Annotated in this window: 19 protein-coding genes, 1 tRNA gene and 1 pseudogene; 14 read left to right on the top strand and 7 right to left on the bottom strand. The window is 66.4% G+C overall.

Translation table 11 applies throughout. The features are described from left to right. Positions 1–134 precede the first annotated feature (134 nt). Positions 135–749: a DUF998 domain-containing protein gene (locus tag ACT53Q_RS01345; RefSeq protein WP_476184862.1), complete on the top strand. Its 615-nt coding sequence runs from the start codon at positions 135–137 to the stop codon at positions 747–749. On the opposite strand, the gene ACT53Q_RS01340 is transcribed toward ACT53Q_RS01345, so the two are convergent. The 3 genes from ACT53Q_RS01340 to ACT53Q_RS01330 form a co-directional block, all read right to left on the bottom strand. After that, positions 736–987, bottom strand: coding sequence for a SemiSWEET transporter (locus ACT53Q_RS01340; protein WP_476184861.1), 252 nt, complete (start codon positions 985–987; stop codon positions 736–738). The two genes, ACT53Q_RS01345 and ACT53Q_RS01340, sit on opposite strands and share 14 nt — an antisense overlap. Continuing rightward, complete coding sequence (locus ACT53Q_RS01335; RefSeq protein ID WP_476184860.1) at positions 987–2,333, bottom strand: metal-dependent hydrolase family protein; 1,347 nt, start codon at positions 2,331–2,333, stop codon at positions 987–989. Before ACT53Q_RS01335 ends, ACT53Q_RS01340 begins: the two co-directional genes overlap by 1 nt. A gap of 87 nt (positions 2,334–2,420) precedes the next feature. Next, the gene (locus tag ACT53Q_RS01330; protein WP_476185156.1) at positions 2,421–4,046 is read right to left on the bottom strand and encodes a type IV secretory system conjugative DNA transfer family protein; all 1,626 of its coding nucleotides are present in this window, start codon (positions 4,044–4,046) and stop codon (positions 2,421–2,423) included. Positions 4,047–4,621: 575 nt separating this feature from the next. On the opposite strand from ACT53Q_RS01330, the gene ACT53Q_RS01325 reads away from it, so the two are divergent. The 8 genes and pseudogenes from ACT53Q_RS01325 to ACT53Q_RS01290 all read left to right on the top strand — a co-directional run bounded on the left by ACT53Q_RS01325 (position 4,622) and on the right by ACT53Q_RS01290 (position 12,568). Continuing rightward, positions 4,622–5,548, top strand: a complete 927-nt coding sequence (locus tag ACT53Q_RS01325) for a lytic transglycosylase domain-containing protein (RefSeq protein WP_476185155.1) — start codon at positions 4,622–4,624, stop codon at positions 5,546–5,548. A 100-nt stretch (positions 5,549–5,648) separates the two neighbouring features. After that, positions 5,649–6,029, top strand: coding sequence for a TrbC/VirB2 family protein (locus ACT53Q_RS01320; protein WP_476184859.1), 381 nt, complete (start codon positions 5,649–5,651; stop codon positions 6,027–6,029). Positions 6,030–6,226: 197 nt separating this feature from the next. Beyond that, positions 6,227–6,610: a TrbC/VirB2 family protein gene (locus ACT53Q_RS01315; protein WP_476184858.1), complete on the top strand. Its 384-nt coding sequence runs from the start codon at positions 6,227–6,229 to the stop codon at positions 6,608–6,610. Beyond that, positions 6,603–6,911: pseudogene (locus ACT53Q_RS01310) on the top strand (VirB3 family type IV secretion system protein); the annotation flags it as partial. The gene ACT53Q_RS01315 and the pseudogene ACT53Q_RS01310, both read left to right, overlap by 8 nt. Positions 6,912–7,184: 273 nt before the next feature. Further along, on the top strand, positions 7,185–9,647 hold the full coding sequence (locus tag ACT53Q_RS01305) for a VirB4 family type IV secretion/conjugal transfer ATPase (RefSeq protein ID WP_476184857.1): 2,463 nt from the start codon (positions 7,185–7,187) through the stop codon (positions 9,645–9,647). A 107-nt stretch (positions 9,648–9,754) separates the two neighbouring features. Further along, positions 9,755–10,579: a hypothetical protein gene (locus ACT53Q_RS01300; RefSeq protein ID WP_476184856.1), complete on the top strand. Its 825-nt coding sequence runs from the start codon at positions 9,755–9,757 to the stop codon at positions 10,577–10,579. Between the two features lie 104 nt (positions 10,580–10,683). Beyond that, positions 10,684–11,961, top strand: coding sequence for a TrbL/VirB6 family protein (locus tag ACT53Q_RS01295; protein WP_476184855.1), 1,278 nt, complete (start codon positions 10,684–10,686; stop codon positions 11,959–11,961). 82 nt (positions 11,962–12,043) lie between these two features. Further along, entirely contained in the window at positions 12,044–12,568 is a 525-nt protein-coding gene (locus ACT53Q_RS01290; RefSeq protein WP_476184854.1) for a DUF4189 domain-containing protein, read from the top strand. Positions 12,569–12,654: 86 nt separating this feature from the next. Here ACT53Q_RS01290 and ACT53Q_RS01285 read toward each other — a convergent pair. The 4 genes from ACT53Q_RS01285 to ACT53Q_RS01270 form a co-directional block, all read right to left on the bottom strand. After that, positions 12,655–12,741 (bottom strand) — tRNA-Leu (locus ACT53Q_RS01285). A gap of 140 nt (positions 12,742–12,881) precedes the next feature. After that, on the bottom strand, positions 12,882–14,486 hold the full coding sequence (locus ACT53Q_RS01280; protein WP_476184853.1) for a pseudouridine synthase: 1,605 nt from the start codon (positions 14,484–14,486) through the stop codon (positions 12,882–12,884). Between the two features lies 1 nt (position 14,487). Next, positions 14,488–15,309: an SMC-Scp complex subunit ScpB gene (gene scpB, locus ACT53Q_RS01275; protein ID WP_476184852.1), complete on the bottom strand. Its 822-nt coding sequence runs from the start codon at positions 15,307–15,309 to the stop codon at positions 14,488–14,490. 28 nt (positions 15,310–15,337) lie between these two features. After that, positions 15,338–16,267 carry a segregation and condensation protein A gene (locus ACT53Q_RS01270; protein WP_476184851.1) on the bottom strand — a complete coding sequence of 310 codons (930 nt, stop codon included), beginning with the start codon at positions 16,265–16,267 and terminating at the stop codon, positions 15,338–15,340. Between the two features lie 503 nt (positions 16,268–16,770). Here ACT53Q_RS01270 and ACT53Q_RS01265 point away from each other — a divergent pair. The 5 genes from ACT53Q_RS01265 to ACT53Q_RS01245 all read left to right on the top strand — a co-directional run bounded on the left by ACT53Q_RS01265 (position 16,771) and on the right by ACT53Q_RS01245 (position 21,783). Further along, on the top strand, positions 16,771–17,070 hold the full coding sequence (locus ACT53Q_RS01265; RefSeq protein WP_476184850.1) for a YciI family protein: 300 nt from the start codon (positions 16,771–16,773) through the stop codon (positions 17,068–17,070). Further along, positions 17,067–17,369: a BolA family protein gene (locus tag ACT53Q_RS01260; protein WP_476184849.1), complete on the top strand. Its 303-nt coding sequence runs from the start codon at positions 17,067–17,069 to the stop codon at positions 17,367–17,369. The genes ACT53Q_RS01265 and ACT53Q_RS01260 overlap by 4 nt, the downstream gene beginning before the upstream one ends. Continuing rightward, the gene (locus ACT53Q_RS01255; RefSeq protein ID WP_476184848.1) at positions 17,366–17,512 is read left to right on the top strand and encodes a hypothetical protein; all 147 of its coding nucleotides are present in this window, start codon (positions 17,366–17,368) and stop codon (positions 17,510–17,512) included. Before ACT53Q_RS01260 ends, ACT53Q_RS01255 begins: the two co-directional genes overlap by 4 nt. Before the next feature lie 119 nt (positions 17,513–17,631). After that, positions 17,632–18,660, top strand: coding sequence for a LacI family DNA-binding transcriptional regulator (locus ACT53Q_RS01250; protein ID WP_476184847.1), 1,029 nt, complete (start codon positions 17,632–17,634; stop codon positions 18,658–18,660). A 108-nt stretch (positions 18,661–18,768) separates the two neighbouring features. Then, positions 18,769–21,783 (top strand): TonB-dependent receptor domain-containing protein, encoded by a 3,015-nt coding sequence (locus ACT53Q_RS01245; protein ID WP_476184846.1) that lies wholly within the window; start codon positions 18,769–18,771, stop codon positions 21,781–21,783. The last annotated feature ends 23 nt before the right edge of the window (positions 21,784–21,806 follow it).

Here is a 21,806-nt window from a genome sequence, read left to right as displayed (position 1 = left end):
TGGCCGGAAGGCGGGCGTCGGTCGAGGCCGCAGCATGGCACGCCGACGGTGCAGCGTCGCGGGCGGCCGGGGGCGCGTCGCTATACTGCCGGCCCGTCGCGGCGCGTGCGCGGCGTCCTTCGACCGGAGTTCCGATGTCGCCCTCGTCCCGCTGGCCGGTCTTCGCCGGCCGTGCCGCGTTGCCGGTGTTCGCGACCGTGGCACTGGCCTGCGGCGCGCTGCCTGCCGTGCGTGCGACGGGCTTCACGCAGTCGCGTCATCCGCTGGCCTGGCTGGGCGCGATCGGCATGCCTGCGGCGACCTGGTTCAACGTGCTCGGTTTCGGGCTGTGCGGCGTGCTGGCGGCGATCGCGCTGTGGCCGCTGCGCGCGTCGCTGCCGTCGCCGGCGCGCTGGACGGCGCGGATCGGCACACAACTGCTGTGGTTGTCGGCGCTGGCGTTCGCGGCGCAGGGCGCGTGGCCGCTCGATCCCCGCCAGCCGGACGGCCTCGCGACCGGGCTGCACGGGATCGCCTGGACATCGTGGTGGCTGGCGTTCGGCGTCGGCGGCCTGCTGCGGGCGACGGCGCCGGGCGTGCCCGCGCGCGGCGTCACGCTGATCGCCGCCGTGCTGGTGCCCGTCATCGCGGTGGCCGGCGGCTGGGTGGTTCCGCCGGCGCTGGCCGAACGCCTCGCGTTCGGCCTGTGGCTGGCGTGGATCGCGTGGGCGACCGGTTTTCCGGGTCGCGCTGCGCCTAGCCGTGCTTGAGCTTCAGGCCGAGGATCGTCGCCGACAGCAGGAAGGTCACCACGTTCGCCAGGATCATCGGGATCGAGTGCAGCGCGATGCCGTAGACCAGCCACATCGCGACGCCGGCGGTGAACACCACGTACATGCCCAGCGAGAGCCCGCGGGTGTCGCGGCTGCGGATGGTCTTCACCGCCTGCGGCACGAACGACAGCGTGGTCAGCGTCGCCGCGAGGTAGCCGGCCCATTCCATCGACATCAGCGCGCCTCCGCGCCGCGGGCGTCGGCATCGTTGCGATAGACCACGCCGTCCTTCATCACGAAGTCGACCTTCATCGTCACCGAGATGTCGGCGAGCGGGTCGCCCGGCACGGCGACGATGTCGGCACGCTTGCCCGGTTCGATCACGCCCTGGTCGTCCACGCCCAGCACCTGCGCGGCGTAGAACGTGGCCGACTGCAGCGCGTACGACGCCGGGATGCCGGCATCGACCATGTAGCCGAATTCGCGGGCGTTCTCGCCGTGCGGGCCGACGCCCATGTCGGTGCCGAAGGCGATCTTCACGCCGGCCTTGTAGGCCTTGGCCGCGGTGTCCTGGATCAGCGCGCCGATGCGCGCCGCCTTCGGGCGGATGACGTCGGGGAAATAGCCGTCGATCTTCGCCTTGTCGGCGACGAAGCGGCCGGCGGTGATCGTCGGCACGTACCACGTCCCCTTCTGCTTCATCAGGGCCATGATCTCGTCGTTCATGTACGTGCCGTGCTCGATGCTGGTCACGCCGCCCAGCACCGCGCGCTTCATGCCTTCCGCGCCGTGCGCGTGCGCGGCGACGCGGTAGCCGTAGTCCTTCGCGGTCTCGACGACCGAACGGATCTCGTCGACCGTGAACTGCGGCGCGTCGCCGGAGCGCGCGTAGCTGAGCACGCCGCCGGTGGCGGTGATCTTGATGACGTCGCTGCCGTCCTTGTAGCGCTGGCGCACGGCCTGGCGCGCTTCGTCGACGGAGTTGATCACGCCTTCGGTGGGGCCCGGCGGGCCGACCAGGTGCGACAGCGTCGCGTTGTAGCCGTTGGTGGGATCGGCGTGGCCGCCGGTGGTGGCGATGGCGGTGCCCGCGGCCCAGATGCGCGGGCCGGGGATCAGGCCCTGGTTCACGGCGTCGCGGATGTGCAGCGCCGGCGTGCCGCCGAGGTCGCGCACGCTGGTGAAGCCCGCCATCAGCGTGCGCCGGGCGAAGGCCACGCCGCGCAGCGCGAAGTCGACCTCGTCGAGCCGGAATTCCTCCTCGTAGCTCTTCGGGCTGGACTGGTCGCTGAGGTGCACGTGCAGGTCGGTCCAGCCGGGCGTGCAGGTCTGGCCGGAGAGATCGATCCGGGTCGCGTTCGACACCGGTTCGGTGCGGCCCGACAGCACCTCCGCGACCTTGCCGGCGCGCACGACGATCGTGCGCGGGCCGATCAGCTTGCCGCTGCGGCTGTCGAAGACCTGGCCGCAGTCGAGTGCGTAGTCGGTCGTCGAATCCGCGGCGGACGCGGCGGCGGGGACGAGTGCGGGAACCAGGGCGCAGGCCAGCGCGAGCGCGCCGGCGAGAGGGGAACGAGGCATGGCGGGACTCCCGGAGGACATCCCGCGATCATAGCCGGTCGCGGCGCGACCGGCGCCCGCATCCGGACGGTGCCGGAACCGGTACCGTCAGAGCTTGATTTCCATCGGCGCGACCTTCACCGCCGGCAGCAGGCGCTGGGTGAAGTACTTGTCCTGGAAGTACTTGATCTTGTCGCACATCACCGGGAACGGGATGCCTTCGTAGAAGAAGATTTCCTTGTCGAAGCCGATCGCCTTCAGTTCCTGCGGCAGCATCAGCGCGCGGCGTTCCTCGGACTCGCTGCGGCTGAATTCGCGGCCGCGGGTGAAGCTGTCCTTGCGCACGGTGGTGTAGCCGAGCATCTCGGAGTAGTCGTTGGCGTCCTGCTGCTCGCGCGGTGCGTAGACGATCTGCAGCGCATGGTTGGTGATCATCGTGCGCGACAGGTCCTTGCCGTAGGTCGCGTCCAGCTGCGACATGCTCTGGATGATCGGCAGCAGGCGGATGTTGTAGCCCGCCATGTACGAGACCGCGGTGGAGATGATGTCGACCTTGCCGATGGAGGTGAACTCGTCCATCAGCAGCAGGCACTGGTGCTTCAGCTCCTTGTTGTTCTGCGGCAGCTCCTTGGTGTTGATGTTGATGAGCTGGCTGAAGAACAGGTTGATGATCAGCCGGCTCTCGGCCAGCTTGTTCGGCTGGATGCCGATGTAGATCGTCATCTTCTTCTTGCGCACGTCGGTGAGCAGGAAGTCGTCGGCGCTGGTCACCGCGTCGAGGATCGGGTTGATCCAGGCGTTCAGCGGCTCCTTGAAGGTGCCGAGGATCGACGCGAAGGTCTCGTCCGCCTGCGACAGCATGCCGGCGAACGCGGTCTTGGCATGGCTGCTGAGGAACGGCCGCTGCGACAGGTCCTTGAGGAACGGCTTGAGTTCCTGCTTGCCGTCGCCGGCGGACAGGCGATAGATCGCGCCGATGGTCGGCGGCTTGGAGAACGGGAAGCCGATCTTCTGGTCGTCGTCGTACTTCTCGAACAGGTACAGCGAGAAGGCCATGAACGCATTGCGGGCCTGGCTCACCCAGAACTTCTGGTCCTCGGCGCCGTCCGGATAGAGCATCGCCGCGATGCTCATCAGGTCGGACACGCGGAACGCCGGGTCGTTCGAGACGTACGTCAGCGGGTTCCAGCGATGGCTGCGGCGGTCCTCGGCGAACGGGTTGAACAGGAAGATCTCGTGGCCGACGCTGGCGCGCCAGCCGCTGGTCAGGTCGAAGTTTTCCTGCTTGATGTCCAGGACCACCATCGATTCCTGGTAGTCCAGCAGGTTCGGGATCACGATGCCCACGCCCTTGCCCGAGCGGGTCGGCGCGGCGAGGATCACGAACTGCTGGCCGCCCAGCCGCACCAGCTTGCCGCCGAACTTGCCGACGACGATGCCGTTCTTGTGCGGCTTGAACATGTCCTTCGCGGCCAGGTCGCCGCCGGTCGCGAAGCGGGCGTCGCCGTGCAGCGCGCGCTGCTTCGGGATCAGGGCCATGATCGTCAGCACCAGCCAGCCGCCGATCGGCAGGCCGAAGCCGATCGCGCCGGCCATCTTGATCTTCTTGGCGTAGGGCAGGACCTGCGGCTGGTGGATGGCCTGGAAGTAGGTCAGCCAGGTGTTCCAGTGCGGCTTGCTGCCATGGAGCTTCAGCATCATCAGGACGATGTAGCCCGACAGGTAGAGGCCCATGGCGATGGCGGCGACCAGCAGGACGCCGAGGAAGGCCACTTTGGCCTTGGTGTTGGAGGAGTCGTTGCTCACGGCGTGGCGTCCTGCGAAGACCCAGGGATCCGGAAGAGGGAAGGGCGGCGGTGTCCGGCGGACCGGGACGAGGGCGTCATCGGGCGGCGTTCCGCCCCTGCGCGGCCGTCGGGAAGGGGCGTCCGACCGAAGCGGAAACGGAAAGGCGAGGCCGTGCGCGGAATCGTTTCAGTTGCAACCGTTTCCAGCGCCCGCGCCATGCCGTGCATCCCCTTTCGACGGAAGGCGATCTTACGGCATCGGCAGGGGGCTGCCGCAACCGTCTCGAGCGCATACGATGTCGTGCCCGATTTGGATACGCCGGCGTGCGTTGAGAGCCAAATCTGAGACGCAATGCATGCTTTCAGGTATGATTGTCTCGCAAGTTTCGTTGACAGTGCTGCCGGCGCTGTGGACTATTGCCGAGGGGAAATGGAGACGTCGGGCATGTCCCGTCATATCGATCACTATCGCTGCAGGATGGATGCAGTCGCTGGAGGGAGGGGGGCGCCTTGTTGCCGGGAATGGAGCTGATGGGCTGCCAAGGGCTGTCCGTGCCGAACGAAGTCATGCACCACGTGGTGCAGGTGGAGTCGGCGTTCAATCCCTACGCCATCGGCGTGGTGGGCGGCCGCCTCGTGCGCCAGCCCCGCAACCTGCCCGAAGCCCTCGCCACCGTCCGCATGCTGGAAGGCCGCGGCTTCAACTTCTCCCTCGGTCTCGCCCAGGTCAATCGCTACAACCTCGGCAAGTACGGCATCGATTCGTACGAAAAGGCCTTCGAGCCCTGCACCAACCTGACGGCCGGCTCGAAGATCCTCGCGGAGTGCTACCACCGCGCTTCGGGCGACTGGGGCAAGTCCTTCAGCTGCTACTACTCCGGCAACTTCTCCACCGGGTTCCGGCACGGCTACGTCCAGAAGATCTACGCCTCGCTGCGGCAGGGCCGTGCGGCCGATGCCGACTCGGGCTCCCCGGCCATCGAGGTCGTCGGGCGTGCGGCGCGGCGCTCGGTCCCGGTCAGCCGGTTCCCCCTGTACACCCCCGGATCCTCCGGCGCCGAGGGCGCGCCTGCGCCGACCAGCGCCGGCATCGCGTCGGCGGCCGCCGCACCAGCGCGCCCGTCGCGCGCCGAGCCGGTGCCGTCGCGGTTCGAGTCCGTCGTGGCCTCTGCCGAAGCGTCCGCGCCGCCGCAAATGCAGGAAGAGCCGGCGCCCGCGACCGCGGTCCTCCGTGCCGTCCCCACGCCCGTTCCCGCTGCAGACACGATGGCGGCGGCAGCGCCCATGGGGCGCGCCGTGCCCACCGCCAGTGTCGCCGGCCCGGCCCGGGCCGTCGTCGCGGATGCCGCGCCGGCGCCCGATGCCGCCGCACCGAAACGTCGCGAGCGCGGCTCGGACAAGGCCTTCGTGATCAGCGACCCGAAACAGGACGATGCCTTCGTCTTCTGACCTTTCACCCCCGTGTCCGGCCCCGTTGCGTGACGGGTTCGGGCAGACCAAAGCCCCAGGCAACACCGTTCCGACTCTGACACCAAAGGAGAGCAAGTCAATGAAAGTTTCCAGCCAGACCAACCGCCGTGTTTCTTCGTTCCTGATGGCGGCCCTGTTCGTCGCGGTCCTGGCCGTGCCGAATGTGTTGTTCGCCCAGACCTTCGAAGGTGCCGACCAGCGTGTCTGCGGCTTCTTCAACGACATCCGCGGCCTGCTGAACATGGCCTCGGTCGCGATCGTGACGATCGCGGTGATCATCGCCGGCTACCAGATCGCGTTCGCGCACAAGCGCATCTCGGACGTGGCGCCGATCCTGATCGGCGGCCTGCTGATCGGTGCGGCCAGCCAGATCGCCGGCATGCTGCTGCTGGGCGATGGCGCCACCGCCGATTCCGATTGCACCGCGATGATCGTCAACGCGCTCCCGATCGTCGCCTGATCGGCCTCGGGATCGGTCGTCGCGACAAACCGCATCGGAACCACGGCCGCCGGAGCCCCGGTGGCCGTGGTTCCCGACTCCGATCTGGCGTTTTCCGCACCGTCCGTGCGGAGGGTTAGCCGGCCGGGATCAAGACGCAGGCTCCACTCCTCGTTCCATCACAGTCCCCTACCGGTTCAACCCAGGAGAGTTCAATCATGAAGTCCAACCACCAGACCAGCCGCCGCATTTCCTCGTTCCTCATGGCGGCCCTCTTCGTCGCGGTCCTCGCCGTGCCGAACGTGCTGTTCGCCCAGACCTTCGAAGGCGCCGACCAGCGCGTCTGCGGCTTCTTCAACGACGTCCGCGGCCTGCTGAACATGGCCTCGGTCGCGATCGTGACGATCGCGGTGATCATCGCCGGCTACCAGATCGCGTTCGCGCACAAGCGCATCTCGGACGTGGCGCCGATCCTGATCGGTGGCCTGCTGATCGGTGCGGCCAGCCAGATCGCCGGCATGCTGCTGCTGGGCGACGGCGCCACCGCCGACTCCGACTGCACCGCGATGATCATGAACACCCTGCCGGTCCTCCATGCATAAGAACGTGCTCTTTCGCGGCTGCACCCGCCCCGCCATGTTCATGGGGGTGCCGTACATCCCCTTCTTCATCGGGGCGGGTGGTACGCTGTTGATGGGATTTTATTTCGGTCTGCAATACCTGCTCCTGATGCCCGTCGTGATCTACGTGATGCGGCAGATGGCGCGGCGGGACGAAATGATCTTCCGTCTGCTCGGTCTGAACCTGCAGTTCAAGATGCGGGCGCGCAACGTCAAGGACCATGGGGGAATGTGGGTGTTTTCCCCCAATGCCTACCGCTTGTCGCGTCCGGGCTCGAAGCGCAGGATGTCCGGACCCTTCATCCTCAGCGGGAGGATGACCGGGCCAGACAAGCGGGCCGCGAAGGCGACCGCGAAAGCTTGATCGACGTCGGGCCGGGTTCGTGCAAGCGAACCCGGCTCGGCGGCTTCCAGGGGCCGGCCGGCGGATACCGGAACATCGGAACATTCCGGCGTCGGCTCATGGATCACGCAACAGCCCGGGCTCCCAGGCCTCCGGCTGTCCGTTCCATCCCCGTGTCATCGTTCCAACGCCAAGCCCGGATTCTTCCAGCGCATGTTCAATCCAGACACTTCCATCAGCGAGTTCGTCCCGTTCTCGTCGCACGTCTCTCCCTCGATCATCAAGACCCGGGACGGTGACTACCTGCTCTCGTGGCACCTCGAGGGCTTGCCGTTCGTCGGCCGCGAGGAGTGGGAGATCGAACATCGCCACAACACGTTCAACCGGCTGCTGCAGACCCTGCGCGCGCCGGACTTCGTGAACGTCGCCTTCTGGGTCCACGACATCCGCCGCCGCCGGCGCGTCAACGTCAAGAGCCAGTTCCGGCAGCGCTTCAACCAGGAAATGTCCGACGCCTACTACGGCGCGCTTTCCTCGCAGAAGATCATGCAGAACGACCTGTATCTGACCATGATCTATCGCCCCGTGGTGGGCAACAAGCGACTGATGGAGAAGACCGCCGAGCACGCCCGTCTGAAGGCGGAGGAGGAGCAGTCGATCGCGAAGCTGCACGAACTCGCCGGCAACGTCGAGGCCGTGATCAAGGATTACTCGCCCTACCGCCTCGGCATGTACGAAGGCGCCAACGGCGTGGTGTTCTCGGAAACGCTCGAATTCCTCGGGTTCATCATGAACCGCATCGAGGAGCCGGTGCCGGTGCTGCACGCGCCGATCTACAACTACCTGCCGGTCAGCCGGCACATGTTTTCCTCGAAGAGCGGCGACTTCGTCATCAACACGCCGAACGGCGCCAACCATTTCGGCGCCATCCTCAACGTCAAGGAATACGTCGACGGCACCTTCCCCGGCATCCTCAACGGGTTGAAGTACCTCGACTTCGAGTACGTCCTCACGCATTCCTTCAGCCCGATGGGCCGGCAGGACGCGCTGAAGGTGCTCGAACGCACCAAGGGCATGATGATCTCGTCGGGCGACAAGGCGGTCACCCAGATCGTCGAACTCGACTACGCCATGGACCAGTTGTCGTCCGGCAACTTCGTGCTCGGCGAGTACCACTTCATCATGACCGTGTACGCGGAGAGCCAGGAGTCGCTGGCGCAGCGCGTGGCCACCACGCGCGCGGAACTGTCCAACGCCGGCTTCGTGTCGTCGAAGGAGGACCTGGCGGTCGCCTCGTCGTTCTATTCGCAGCTGCCGACGAACTGGAAGTTCCGCACGCGCATCGCCAACGTCAGCTCGCTGAACTTCCTCGGCCTGTCGCCGCTGCACAACTTCGCCTCGGGCAAGCGCGACAACAACCCGTGGGGCGAGTGCGTCACCACGCTGCAGACCACCAACGGCCAGCCCTACTACTTCAATTTCCATGCGACCCATCCCGCCGAGAATTCGCTCGGCGAGAAGGCGATCGCGAACACGATGGTCATCGGCAAGTCCGGTACCGGCAAGACCGCGCTGATCAACTTCCTGCTCAGCCAGGTGCAGAAGTACACCCCGTCGCCCACGATCTTCTTCTTCGACAAGGACCGCGGCGCCGAGATCTTCGTCCGCGCCTGCGGCGGCAACTACCTCGCGCTCGAGAACGGCCAGCCCACCGGCTTCAATCCCTTCCAGTGCGAGCGCAACGAAGCGAACGTGCAGTTCCTGGCCGACCTGATCAAGGTGCTGGTCGGCAAGAAGCAGTACACCTCCCGCGACGAGGAAGACATCTTTCGCGCCGTGGAGAACATGCTCGACACGCCGATGCACCTGCGCAGCATGACCAACTTCCAGAAGAGCCTGCCCAACATGGGCGACGACGGCCTCTTCGCCCGCATGCGCAAGTGGACCAACGCCGGTTCGCTGGGCTGGGTCTTCGACAACCCGGTCGACACGATCGACCTGCAGAAGGCCAACATCATCGGGTTCGACTACACCGACGTCATCGACAATCCGGAAGTGCGCGTCCCGGTCATCAACTACCTCCTGCACCGCCTGGAGGAACTGATCGACGGCCGTCCGCTGATCTACGTGATGGACGAATTCTGGAAGATCCTGGACGGCGAGGGCGGCCTGAAGGAGTTCGCGAAGAACAAGCAGAAGACCATCCGTAAGCAGAACGGTCTCGGCATCTTCGCGACCCAGAGCCCGGAAGACGCGCTGAAGAGCTCGATCTCGGCCGCGCTGATCGAACAGACCGCGACCATGATCCTGCTGCCGAACCCCAACGCCAGCCAGGAAGACTACATCGAAGGCCTCAAGCTGACCGAAGCCGAGTACCAGGTGGTCAAGGGCCTCGACGAGCGCTCCCGCTGCTTCCTGGTCAAGCAGGGCCATGCCTCCAGCGTCTGCCAGTTGAACCTGCGCGGCATGGACGATGCCCTGGCGGTCATTTCGGCCTCGACCGACAACATCGAAATCCTGCATCGCCTGCTCGACGAGAAGGCCCAGCAGAAGGGCGTCGTGGTCAACGACCTGAAGCCCGAAGACTGGCTGGACGACTTCTACGCCGGCCGCAAGGGGTCGGGCAAGCGCGCCGCTCAGCCTTCCGGAGACGGCCGCCGGGCGGTTGGTGGTTGACTTCGTGACCGAAATCCCGTTTTAACGCGTTATATTAGATACAAATTGCATTCAGGTTCATCCGCTTTCCCATCCGTTACAGGCCCAGCACACACCGGAGGTGCCTCGTGAAGATCCAGACCCGTTCCCGTACTGCCCGCAAGGCTCCGTTCATGGCGACCTTGGCGCTGGCCTGCGCATTCGTGGCGGGTAATGCCGGCGCCGGCATTCCCGTGACGGACGTCGGCAACATGGGTACGCACATCATGAATCAGATTCAGGCGTACATGAATCAGATCAACACCTACGCGTCGAAGATCCAGGACGCGACGCATCAGGCGCGCGACTACCAGCACATGCTGCAGCAGCTCACCCAGCTCGACCAGGTGTTCCGCCAGTCGATCCTTTCCTTCGGCCAGCAGTTCCAGAAGGTGCCGGAAAGCGAAGGCGTGTCGGACGCCTGCCCGGGCGGCGGCAACATCCTCACCGACCTGATTTCCAGCTTCGGCATCGACATGGAAGGTGATGTCGTTGCCCAGCAGCGGCAGCTGTGCATGGCGATCGTCGTGATGGAGAACAAGCGTTACAACGATCAGGTCGATGCGATGAATAAGCTGCTGCAGGGCACGCAGCAGGACATCACCCGCCAGATGAACCAGATTTCCGGTTCCAACAGCAATGGCGCGATGGATACCAATCAGACCAATGCCACGGCCGGCATCCAGCAGGTGCTCGCGAACTACCAGCAGACGGAACAGCGCCTCAAGATGTACGACGCCATGATCACCACGCTCAAGGCGAAGCAGAAGCGCCTGGCATGGCGTGCGCTGCAGGGCAAGCACGAGACGCTGGGGGCCATCATCCAGACGACGGCGCTGGCCGGCGCGCTGACCATCGCCGAAGGCGACCAGCGTTGCACGCGTTCCGGCAACAACATTTCGTGTGACGATTGATGCCTGAGCCGGCGGACGCGCTACGCGTGTCCGCCGGTCGCGTTCGACAGGACGCGGCAGGTCTGAAGATTCCGGGGACAACGACAGGATAGGGGCAGGATTTTATGTTCGACGCGATTGCAGGATTGCTCGTTGATGCAGGTGGCGGGTTGCTGGGCAAGTTGTTGCACCCGGCGGCGGCTTCCATCGCCGATCTCGCGTACTTCACGCTGATCTACGAATATCTGCACCACGAAATCGAAGCCTTCGGACTGAACATGTCCCGCTCCGTCACGGTGACCGCGGGCGGCATCGCCTTGGTCCTCATGACGATCTGGGTCTTCTTCCAGGGCCTGCGGTTCGTCACCGGCCAGAACCGCGAGTCGTTCATGGCCTTCCTGATGAACTCGCTGCGCGCACTCCTCATCGTGTCGGCGGCCATGACCTTCGCCACGACCAATTCGGCGATCTTCAATTTCCTGACCGAAAACGTCCAGGGATCGATCACCCGCGCGGTCACCGGCGAGGATGACGCCAATCCCAAGGACATGATCGACAAGAACCTGGCTTACATGCAGTTGGGTCTTTCGAGTATCGACGCGCTGAAGATCGAGGACGATCCGAACCTCTGGCAGGAAAAGAACCGCGACATGTGGATGATCGGTGTCGGTACCGCCGGTCCTGCGATGGTCGGCGGTGCCATGCTTCTGATGTACGAGGTGGCTTGGGCGCTGTTCATCGGCTTGGGGCCGATCTTCATCCTCTGCCTGCTGTTCGACGTGACCAAGTCGCTGTTCCAGAAATGGCTGCTTTACGGCATCGGCACGATGTTCTCGATGGCGGTCCTTGCCGCCATGATCGCGATCGCTACCAAGACCGTGCTCGCCATCGCCGGCGCCTTCTGGGCCAATGCGCTGTTGGGCGCCATCGTGATGGGCGATGCGAATACCTTCTCGAACGGCATGAACTCGATGGCGCTGCAGCAGGGCGGCATCGGCATGTTGTTGACCGTGCTGATCATCACGACGCCCCCGATGGTCGCCAATTTCTTCTCGGGCACGCTGGGTAGCTTCTCGCCGTCCTCCGCGATCATGGGTGCCGCTGGCGGCGGTGCTGGTTGGCGCGGTGGGCGTCAGCATCCGGGCAATGCTGGCGGTGGTTACATGCCGCCTCCCCGCATGCCCTCGGGTGGCATGGGAGGTGGTGGCCAGATGCCCAGGAACTTCCAGGAGGCCGGGAGCGACTTCGGTTCGGGCGGTCCCTCTCCGAGCAACTTCAACCGTGCAACGGCCTCGCGTGTCAGTACGACGAATACCGCGGTTCCTGCGGACACGGTCAAAACGACCGGTCAACGTGGCGCTTCTTCGACGCCGCGTGACAACGGAGCTTCCCCGAGCGTCTGAGGCTCGGACTGATCTCATTCACATTCGGTTTGCGTCTGTTGTGGGAGCCTAGGCTTCAACTTTGCTAGCGGGGATTTTTGTTGTGAAGAAAATCTTTTGCTCACTTGTCTTGTTGTCCTTGGCAGCCTTCGCCGACCAGACGCATGCCGGTGTCGTATGTCCGCCCGGTACATATTCGCGGATCGCCTCCCACGAGGTGCCTGACTACAGTTTTTGTTCGCCCGTCGAAGATGACAGTGACGACTCGGATGCCTACGACAACGACATGACGCCACCCGCGGCAGAGCCTCAGTGGGAAGAACGCTGGGGTGCTATCGCTACCGGCGAGGGCGCCTTTGGTGCTGGCCTGTCATTCTCGACCGAGCAAGGTGCCATCGATCGTGCGCTGAGCGAGTGCGTCGCACACACGAAAGGCAAGCCGTGTCGGGTGAGGCAGACGTTCCACAACCAGTGTGCTGCACTGGCTGGTGGTGATACGGGATCCATCGCGTGGAGCTCGAGTGAGGTGGGGATTGCGAAGCAGAAGGCCGTTGCGGCCTGCTCGCAGCACACCAAGAACTGCGAAGTGCTCTACTCGGGATGCAGCTATCCGGAACGCGTGCAATAGCCACATCCGCTGCATCCCGGAAATCGACGAGCGGGGCATCGACAAAACAGAAGGGCCAGGCAGCGATGCCTGGCCCTTTTTCTGTCTGGTGCCGGAAGTGGGACTCGAACCCACACGCTTTTAAGGGCGGCGGATTTTGAGTCCGCTGCGTCTACCGATTCCGCCATTCCGGCGCGGGCGGGCAGTATAGCCGAAGCCCCGGGATGCATCGCGTGCGGTTCTTGCGCGACGTCTCCCGGCACGTCACGTGACGTCGGCAGCGGACATCCGATGCAATGCCGTCCGTTGCCGAGTCGCTTCGTTGCCCGATGCTTCAGCGCTGCGGCGCTTTTCCGCGGCCGCCGCCGCCCTGGTTCCGCGGTCCGCGAGGCGCACCGGCATTCCCGCCGGGGCGGCTGCCGCCCGGTCGGCCGCCGGCGGGACGCGGGCCGTTGCCGGCGGGACGCGGACCACTGCCTGCCGGGCGTGGACCACTACCTGCCGGACGCGGGCCACCGCCTCCGGGGCGCGGGCCGCTGCCATGCTTCTTCGGGCCTTGATGACGCGGGCCGCGCGGTCCGGGCTCGCCGAAGGCGCCGTAACCGCCGCCATTCGCGTGATCCGACGGGAACGAGGCCGCGTTGCCGGGATGCCCATACGGACGGGCGGGACGCGCACCGGGCTGGCCCTGGCGTTGGCCGCCCGCGCCGCCGGCCTTCGGGCCATAGGGCTTCTTCGGGCCGCGCGGACCGGCGTTGCGGTGGCCTGCCGGGCCGGTTTCCACGCCGTCCGGCACGTACCAGGTGCGGAACGCGGCCGGGTTGCCGTCCGGCAGCGGCTTCATCTGGTCCTTCTGGCGCCGCTGCTTGAGCGGCTTGTTCTGCGCCTGGCGGGCGGCGGCTTCGCCGCTCACGGTCAGGTCGCCGCGCTTCTTGCCGCCGCGACCGCGGCCGCGATCCTCGCGCACGTGGTCGAAGCGACGCAGTTCGCGCCCTTCGTCCGCGGTGTTGTGGCCGTTGACGTAGGCCTGGCTGCGGCCGTCGCGACCGATGTGCACGGTGGACTTGGCCGCCTTGCGCTGGCCGATCACCGGCTGCAGCGTCAGCGCCGGCGGCGGGCCTTCCTCGAGATTGAGCTTCTTGCGCAGCGCATCGACCTGCGCGGTCGGCAGTTCCTGGCTCTGGCCGCGCAGCAGCGGCTGCGGCAGCGTCACCTCGCCGTAGCGGATGCGCTTGAGGCGGCTGACCTGGCATCCCTGCGACTCCCACAGCCGGCGCACTTCGCGATTGCGGCCTTCGCTGAGGGTGACGCGGAACCAGTCGTGCGAGTCGGTGCCGCCGATGCGTTCGATCTCGTCGAACTTCGCCGGGCCGTCTTCCAGCGCCACGCCGCGGCGCAGGCGATCGACGAGCTTGTCGGAGACGTCGTCCTCGCCTTCGGGCGCACGGACGCGGCAGACGTATTCGCGCGCGATCTCCGATGACGGATGCATCATCGCGTTCGCGAGTTCGCCGTCGGTGGTGAGCAGGAGCAGGCCGGTGGTGTTGATGTCGAGGCGGCCGATCGCGATCCAGCGCGCGCCCTTGAGCACGGGCAGCGCTTCGAAGATCGTCGGGCGGCCTTCGGGATCCTCGCGCGAGGTCACTTCGCCTTCGGGCTTGTTGTAGATCAGCACGCGCGCCGGCTCGGTCAGCGCGCTGGCGACGAAGGTGCGGCCGTCGATCTCGATGCGGTCGCCGCCTTTCACGCTCATGCCGACCAGCGCGGTCTCGCCGTTGACCTTGACCAGGCCGTCGGCGATGCGCTGTTCCAGCGCGCGCCGCGAGCCGAGGCCGGCCTGGGCCAGCACCTTGTGCAGGCGTTCCTCGAGGCGGGGACCTTCATCGGGGGCCGCGGCGTCGCGTTTGAGCGAGAGGGTGCGGGGGGCGTGTTCTTTCATGTCAGGCTCCGGTGCTGTCGTCATCGGCGACGAGAGCGTCGTGTGGGGTATCGGACGCCATGTCGGCGTCATGGGGTTCATCGGATGGGGCGGTGCTGGAAGACGCGGCGTCCTGCGACGCGGCTTCGGAAGGCGTTGCGGGTGCGGTTTCGGACGGCATGGCGTCGTCGCCGGCGGCATCGTCCGATGCGTCGGGCGCCGCCTCGTCGGTGACGCCGGCGACGATCGTGCCGGCCTCGATGGCGCCGGGTTTCGGCGCGTCCGGATCCTCGAACGTCAGCTGCGGGTCGAGTTCGCCGAAGTCCTTGAGTTCGGACAGCGGCGGCAACTGGTCGAGGCTTTTCAGGCCGAAATAGTCGAGGAAGGTGCGCGTGGTGCCCAGCAGTTCCGGGCGGCCGGGCACGTCGCGATGGCCGACCGAGCGGATCCACTCGCGTTCTTCCAGCGCCTTGATGATGTTGCTGCTGACCGCGACGCCGCGGACCTGCTCAATCTCGCCGCGGGTGATCGGCTGGCGGTAGGCGATGATCGCCAGCGTTTCCAGCGTGGCGCGGGTGTACTTGGTCTGGCGCTCGGTCCACAGGCGCGCGACCCAGGCATGCACGTCGGCCTGCACCTGGAAACGGTAGCCGGACGCGGTCTCCACCAGTTCGATGCCGCGATCGGCGCACTGCATGCGGAGGTCGTCCAGCGCCTGTTCGAGACTGCCTTCGGGCGCGGGTTCGTCCAGCGTGAACAGGCCGCGCAGTTGCACCAGCGTGAGCGGCTGCTGGGCCGCGAGCAGCGCGGCTTCGACGATGCGGGTGATGAGGGCTTGATCCATGGGACGGTCGGTGTGGGGAAGGGGCGGCTCAGGCCGCCGGCGTCGGCGCGTCGCCCGGCGCGGCCGGTTCGACCGCGTCGTCGAATTCGCTGCGCAGCTCGGGCACGGCGACGTCGCCGTCGCTGCCGATTGCGAGCGACTTGATGTAGATCGGCGCCAGCGGCGCTTCCTGCACGATGTCGAGCAGCTGTTCCTTCGCCAGTTCCAGGATCGACAGGAAGGTCACCACCACGCCGAGCCGGCCTTCGCGCGGCTCGAACAGCGACTCGAAGCGGTGGAAGCTGCCGTTCGACAGCCGGTCCAGCACGTCGGTCATGCGCTGGCGCACGCTCAGTGCCTCGCGCTTGATCGAGTGCCCGGTGAACAGCTCGGCGCGCTTGAGCACGTCGTGCAGGGCCAGCAGCATTTCCTTCAGCTGCACCGGCGGCGGCAGCTTCACGCTGGCCCGGTCGGGCACGAACGCGGCCACCGGCGAGGTGTCGCGTTCCATGCGGGGCAGGGTGTCGAGGTCCTCGGCCGCCTGCTTGAAGCGCTCGTACTCCTGCAGCCGGCGGACGAGATCGGCGCGCGGATCGTCTTCCGTGCCTTCCTCGCTGGGCGGTCGCGGCAGCAGCATCCGCGACTTGATCTCGGCCAGGATGGCGGCCATCACCAGGTATTCGGCGGCCAGCTCGAACCGCATCTCGCGCATCACGCCGATGTATTCGACGTACTGCTTGGTGATCTCCGCGACCGGGATGTCGAGGATGTCGAGGTTCTGGCGGCGGATCAGGTACAGCAGCAGGTCGAGCGGGCCCTCGAACGCATCGAGGATGACTTCCAGCGCGTCCGGCGGGATGTAGAGGTCCTGCGGGATCTGCAGCACCGGCTGCCCGAGCACCATCGCCAGCGCCATCTCGTGCTGCTGCGGCGCGTGCGCGACGGGCTCGGCCGGTGCGGGCGCGGTTTCAGTGCTCATGCGACGGGTGGGTCATGGCATTGGCGTTGGGACGACGGTGGCGATGCGGGAGGCGGGCCCAGGGCCGGCGTCCGCGATGCGCGGGGCGTCGCCGTGGGCGTCGTTCCGACCCTCCATGGGTCGCCGGCGACGCGGGTTTGGCAGGCTCGTTCGGTGAAGACGGGTTCAACACGCATGCCGGCCCGTGCGGACGGGGACGGCGAGTGCGGAGCGGATCGAAGGCTCCGACCATGCACCCGGCGGGCCCATGCGTCCGGCAGGGCGATGCGGGGGTGAGGTCGTGGGCCGCGGGCCAGGTGGGGACGGCGGGCACCTCGGTCGGGGCGCCGGTCGGCCGCCTTGGGCTCCGTTGCGCCATCGAGGATACGCCGTTGCCGGCCTCGAAACGATGGCCAAGGGTACGGCCTGCCGTGCCGGCTGTCCAGCCGAGCGCTTTGCGGGCGACGATCGGACATCGTGCGATCCACTATCCTGTCGTTCCCCCGCACTCCGGAACCTGCGCCATGTGGTATGCCATCCAGGGCCACGACACCCCGGAGTCGTTGCCGCGTCGCCAGCAGGCGCGGCCGGCGCACCTCGCGCGCCTGGAGGCGCTGCGCGACGCCGGGCGCCTGCTCCTCGCCGGTCCGCATCCCGCGATCGACGCCGAGGACCCGGGCCCGGCCGGCTTCACCGGCAGTCTCGTGGTGGCCGAATTCGAGAATCTCGACGCCGCCCGCGCCTGGGCCGACGCCGATCCCTATGTCGAGGCCGGCGTCTACGCCCGCGTCGACGTCCGCCCGTTCCGGCCGGTGCTGCCATGAGCGGCGGGCACATCGAAGGCCAGTTGCCGCGTGAGGTCCGCGTCGAGGCGATTCGCGCGCGTCTGCAGGCCGCGCTGTCGCCGACGCGCCTGGAGGTCATCGACGACAGCCATCGTCACATCGGTCACGAGGGCGCGCGTGACGGGCGAGGGCACTACACCGTGCGCATCGCCAGCCCGGCGTTCGCGGGCATGACGCCGCTGGCGCGCCACCGCGCGGTGTACGACGCGCTCGGCACGCTGATGCAGACCGACATCCACGCGCTGTCGATCCAGGCGACGCCCGCCGACGATGCGTGAACCTCGCGATGCTGTGTCCCGGCGGCGGGGTGTCGCCGCCGTTGCGTCGCCATCCGCACACGATCGCGCACGGAATTTTGCTGCTTTGCAGCATCGCCGCGCGCGGCGGGCATACGCCGAATTTCCCTCGAATCGCCGATTGAAATCAACGAGTTGTGTCGCGCAGGCGCGGCGCCGGTTCGACGACTTGCGTGCACTTTGCGCCGTCTGTTGAAAACGGTTACATTGCCGTCACGGGGATTCCAGTCAACATGAGCCGGCGATGGCATCGAGTGTGACGATCAGAGACGTGGCGCGGGCGGCCAAGGTATCGGTGGCCACCGTGTCGCGTGCGTTGAACGGTCACGACAACGTCACCGAGGCCGTGCGCCGCCGCGTGCTGGCGGTCGCCAACGAACTGCGCTACAGCCCGCACCATGCCGCGCGCAGCCTCAGCAGCCGGCGCACGCACACCATCGGCGTGGTGCTGCCGGACATCCACGGCGAATTCTTCTCCGAACTGATGCGCGGCATCGATCAGGTGGCGCGCGAGAGCGGCCTGCACCTGCTGGTGTCGAGCTACCACGGTCACCCGGAGGAGCAGGCGGCGGCGCTGCGCGCGATGCGCGGCCGCGTCGACGGCATGCTGGTGATGTCGCCGCACACCGGCGATCTCGATGCCATCGGCGATCATCTCGCCGCGCTGCCGACGGTGCTGATCAATTCGCAACCGATCGACTCCGGGCAGATCGCGCTCGGCATCGACAATTACGGCGGCGCGCGCCGGATGGTCGAGCACCTGCTGGCCTGCGGCCATCGCCGCATCGCCTTCATCGCCGGCCCGCAGAACAACTTCGATGCGCACGAACGCCTGCGCGGGTATCGCGACGCGCTGTCCGAAGCCGATCCGGCCGCCGAGCCGATCGTGCTGCCCGGCGATTTCAGCGAAGCGTCCGGGCACATGGCCGGCCAGCAACTGCTCGCCTCCGGGACGCGGCCTCAGGCGGTGTTCGCCGCGAACGACATGATGGCGCTGGGCTGCCTCTACGCCCTCAACCAGGCCGGCGTGCGTGTGCCGCAGGACATCGCGCTGGCCGGCTTCGACGACATCCCGCTCGCCCGTTACGTGATGCCGTCGCTGACCACGATGCAGGTGAACATCGCCGAGCTGGGCGCGCATGCGATGCGCGTGCTGCTCGACGTCTACGCGGGCGAGGACGTGCACGCCGCGCTGGCGCCGCTGGTGCCGGAACTGATCGTGCGCGAGTCCAGCGCCGCCTCCGCGGCAGGCACTCCGGCGCGATCGCGATGACAGGAAACTCGGGGGATTTTTTTTGAAACAAGATGTAAACGTTTACAGCCACGCCGATCGCGATTCGACTCATTTCAGCTCACGCATGCCCTCGGGAGGGGCGCAGTCATGAACCAAACACGTCGTCAGACACCCCGTCGGCTCCAGCGCTCGCTGCTGAGCGTCGCGTTGACCAGCTGCCTGCTGTTCGGCGCCCCGATCGCGTTCGCGCAGTCCACCGGTGCCACGCTGCGCGGCCAGGCCGGCGCGGACGCGAAGGTCACCGCCACCAACACCGCCACCGGCTTCACGCGCACGGTGTCCGCCGGCGGCAGCGGCGGCTACACGCTGCCCGGCCTGCCGCCCGGCACCTACCACGTCAGCGTCGAATCCGGCGGCCAGACCACCAGCCGCGACATCACCCTGCGCGTCGGCGAGACGGTGACGCTGGATGCCGCCGAAACCGCAGACAACACCGGCAGCGGCAACGAACTGGACACGGTGCGGGTCGTCGGCACGGTGCTGCAGGAGGCCAAGACCTCCGAAGTCGCCACCTACGTGTCGCAGCGGCAGATGGAAGCGCTGCCGCAGGCCTCGCGCAACTTCCTCGCCTTCGCCGACACCGTGCCCGGCATGATCTTCGAGACCGGCGCCGACGGTTCGAGCAAGCTGCGCAGCGGCGCGCAGAGCTCCAACGGCATCAACGTCTTCATCGATGGCGTCGGCCAGAAGAACTACGTGCTGAAGGGCGGCATCAGCGGCCAGGATTCGTCCAGCGGCAACCCGTTCCCGCAGCTGGCGATCGGCGAATACAAGGTCATCTCGTCGAACTACAAGGCCGAGTACGACCAGATCAGCAGCGCCGCCGTCAGCGCCGCCACGCGCTCGGGCACCAACGAGTTCAAGGGCCAGTTTTTCTGGGACTACACCTCGGACAAGATGCGCTCGCTGACGCCGCGCGAGGACGACGCCAACCAGCGCATCCCGTCCAGCGAACAGCAGTACGGTGTCGCCTACGGCGGCCCGATCCTGCAGGATCGCCTGTTCTTCTTCCTCACCTACGAGGCCAAGCAGATCGATCGCCCGCGCGAGATCCGCCTCGGCGACAACGCCTTCAACGCTGCGCTGTTGACGCCGGAACTGCAGTCGTACCTCGGTACGAGCGGTGCGCCCTTCGACCAGGAGACCTACTTCGGCAAACTGACCTGGCAGTTGAACGACAACCATCTGCTCGAACTCTCGGCCAAGCATCGGTCGGAGGAAGAGCAGACGGGCATCGGCGATGGCCCGAACACGCACGACTACGGTTCGAGCAAGAGCAACGACAGCACCCGCGTCGACCTGCGCTGGCAGTGGAGCGGCCAGAACTGGCTCAACGACTTTCACCTGACGTCCGAAGACGACGCCTGGAATCCGCGTCCGCTCACCATCGGCCCGGGCTACCAGATCGTCAGCACGCGCACCGGCAACAGCAACGGCAACGCGCTGATCAACATCGGTGGCGGCCAGGACTACCAGGACAAGGGCCAGAAGGGCCAATCGCTGCAGGACGACTTCACCTTCACCGGCATCGACCGGCACACGATGAAGATGGGCGTCAAGTACAAGTCGGTCGAGGTCAACGCCTTCGAGCAGCAGCCGTACAACGCCCAGTACCGCATCGACTACATCGAGAACGTCCTCGGTGGCCGCACCTCGCTGTCGAGCTTCATTCCCTATCGCGTGGAGTTCGGTTCGCAGTTGCCCGGTTCGCCCAGCCGCGATATCCGTTCGACCAACAAGCAGTACGGCCTCTATTTCCAGGACGACTGGGAAGTCAACGACAAGCTGACCCTGAACCTCGGCCTGCGCTACGACTATGAACGCAGCCCCGGCTTCGAGAACTACGTGACGCCGGCGAACGTCGTTTCGGCGCTGCGCGGCTGGTCGAACATCCACGGCCCGAACGTCGATTACAACATCGAGGATTATATCAGCTCGGGCGGCAATCGCCACGCCTTCGACGGCGCCTGGCAGCCGCGCCTGGGCTTTTCCTACGACCTGTCCGGCGACGAACGCCACGTGATCTTCGGCGGCGCCGGTCGCGCCTACGACCGCAACCTGTTCGACTACCTCGCGCTGGAGCAGTCGAAGAGCACCTTCCCGCGCTACACCTTCTTCTTCAACACCACCGACCATCCGTGCACGGTCGGCACCGGCAACTGCCTGGCCTGGAATCCGAGCTATCTCAACGCGAGCACGCTCAACGCGCTGGTGGCCGCGAATCCGAACCTCGGTGCCGAAGTCAACCTGATCAACAACGACATCAAGACGCCGTATTCCGACCAGTTCAGCATCGGCATGCGCAACGTCTTCACGGTGTGGGGCAACGACTGGAACACGTCGGCGACGCTGGTGCACATCCGCAGCCACGACGGCATCCAGTTCTCGCTGGGCAACCGCTGGGCGGACGGCAGCTTCCGCAATCCGGCGAACCCGGGCGCGACCTGGGGCGGGCAGGCATGGGGTTCGCCGATCCCCGGCTTCGGCACGCTGATTCTCGCCGACAACGGCATCGAGACCAAGATCAACTCGCTGCTGCTGTCGGTGGAGAAGCCGTACTCGAAGGCCTCGCCGTGGGGCTTCACCCTGGCCTACACCTACAGCGACGCCAAGGAAAACCGCAACAACGCGGCGAGCAACGACGAGCACTACCTGTTCGACTACTCGGGCCAGCAGGGCCAGCCGTTCACGCGTTCGCTGGGCATTCCGAAGCATCGTTTCGTCGGCACCGGCATCTACCTGCTGGGTGGCGTGACCATGTCCGCGAAGCTGACCCTCGCCAGTCCGACGGCGAAGGAAGCGGTGAACTGCCACGACACGACCAGTTTCGACAACTGCTTCTTCGATCCCTTCACCCCGAGCGACACCATCGGGTTCAAGCAGTTCGACCTGGCCATCCGCAAGGACTGGGATACCGGCGCCGGCATAAAGTTCTATGCGCGCGCCGACATGTTCAACGTCTTCAACTGGCGCAACTACACCAGCTACGACACGTGGCGCGGTGGTCCGACCGATACCAACCCGAATTTCGGCAAGCGCAACAACCTGGACGCCGTGTGGCCTCCGCGCATGCTGAAGATTTCGCTCGGTTTCGACTGGTGATGCATTCCCCGCCCGGCCTCCGG

The organism is Lysobacter sp. DMC97, assembly GCF_056313745.1.
Note: the sequence above shows the minus strand (reverse complement) of the source record. Positions and strands in the feature narration are given on the sequence as shown.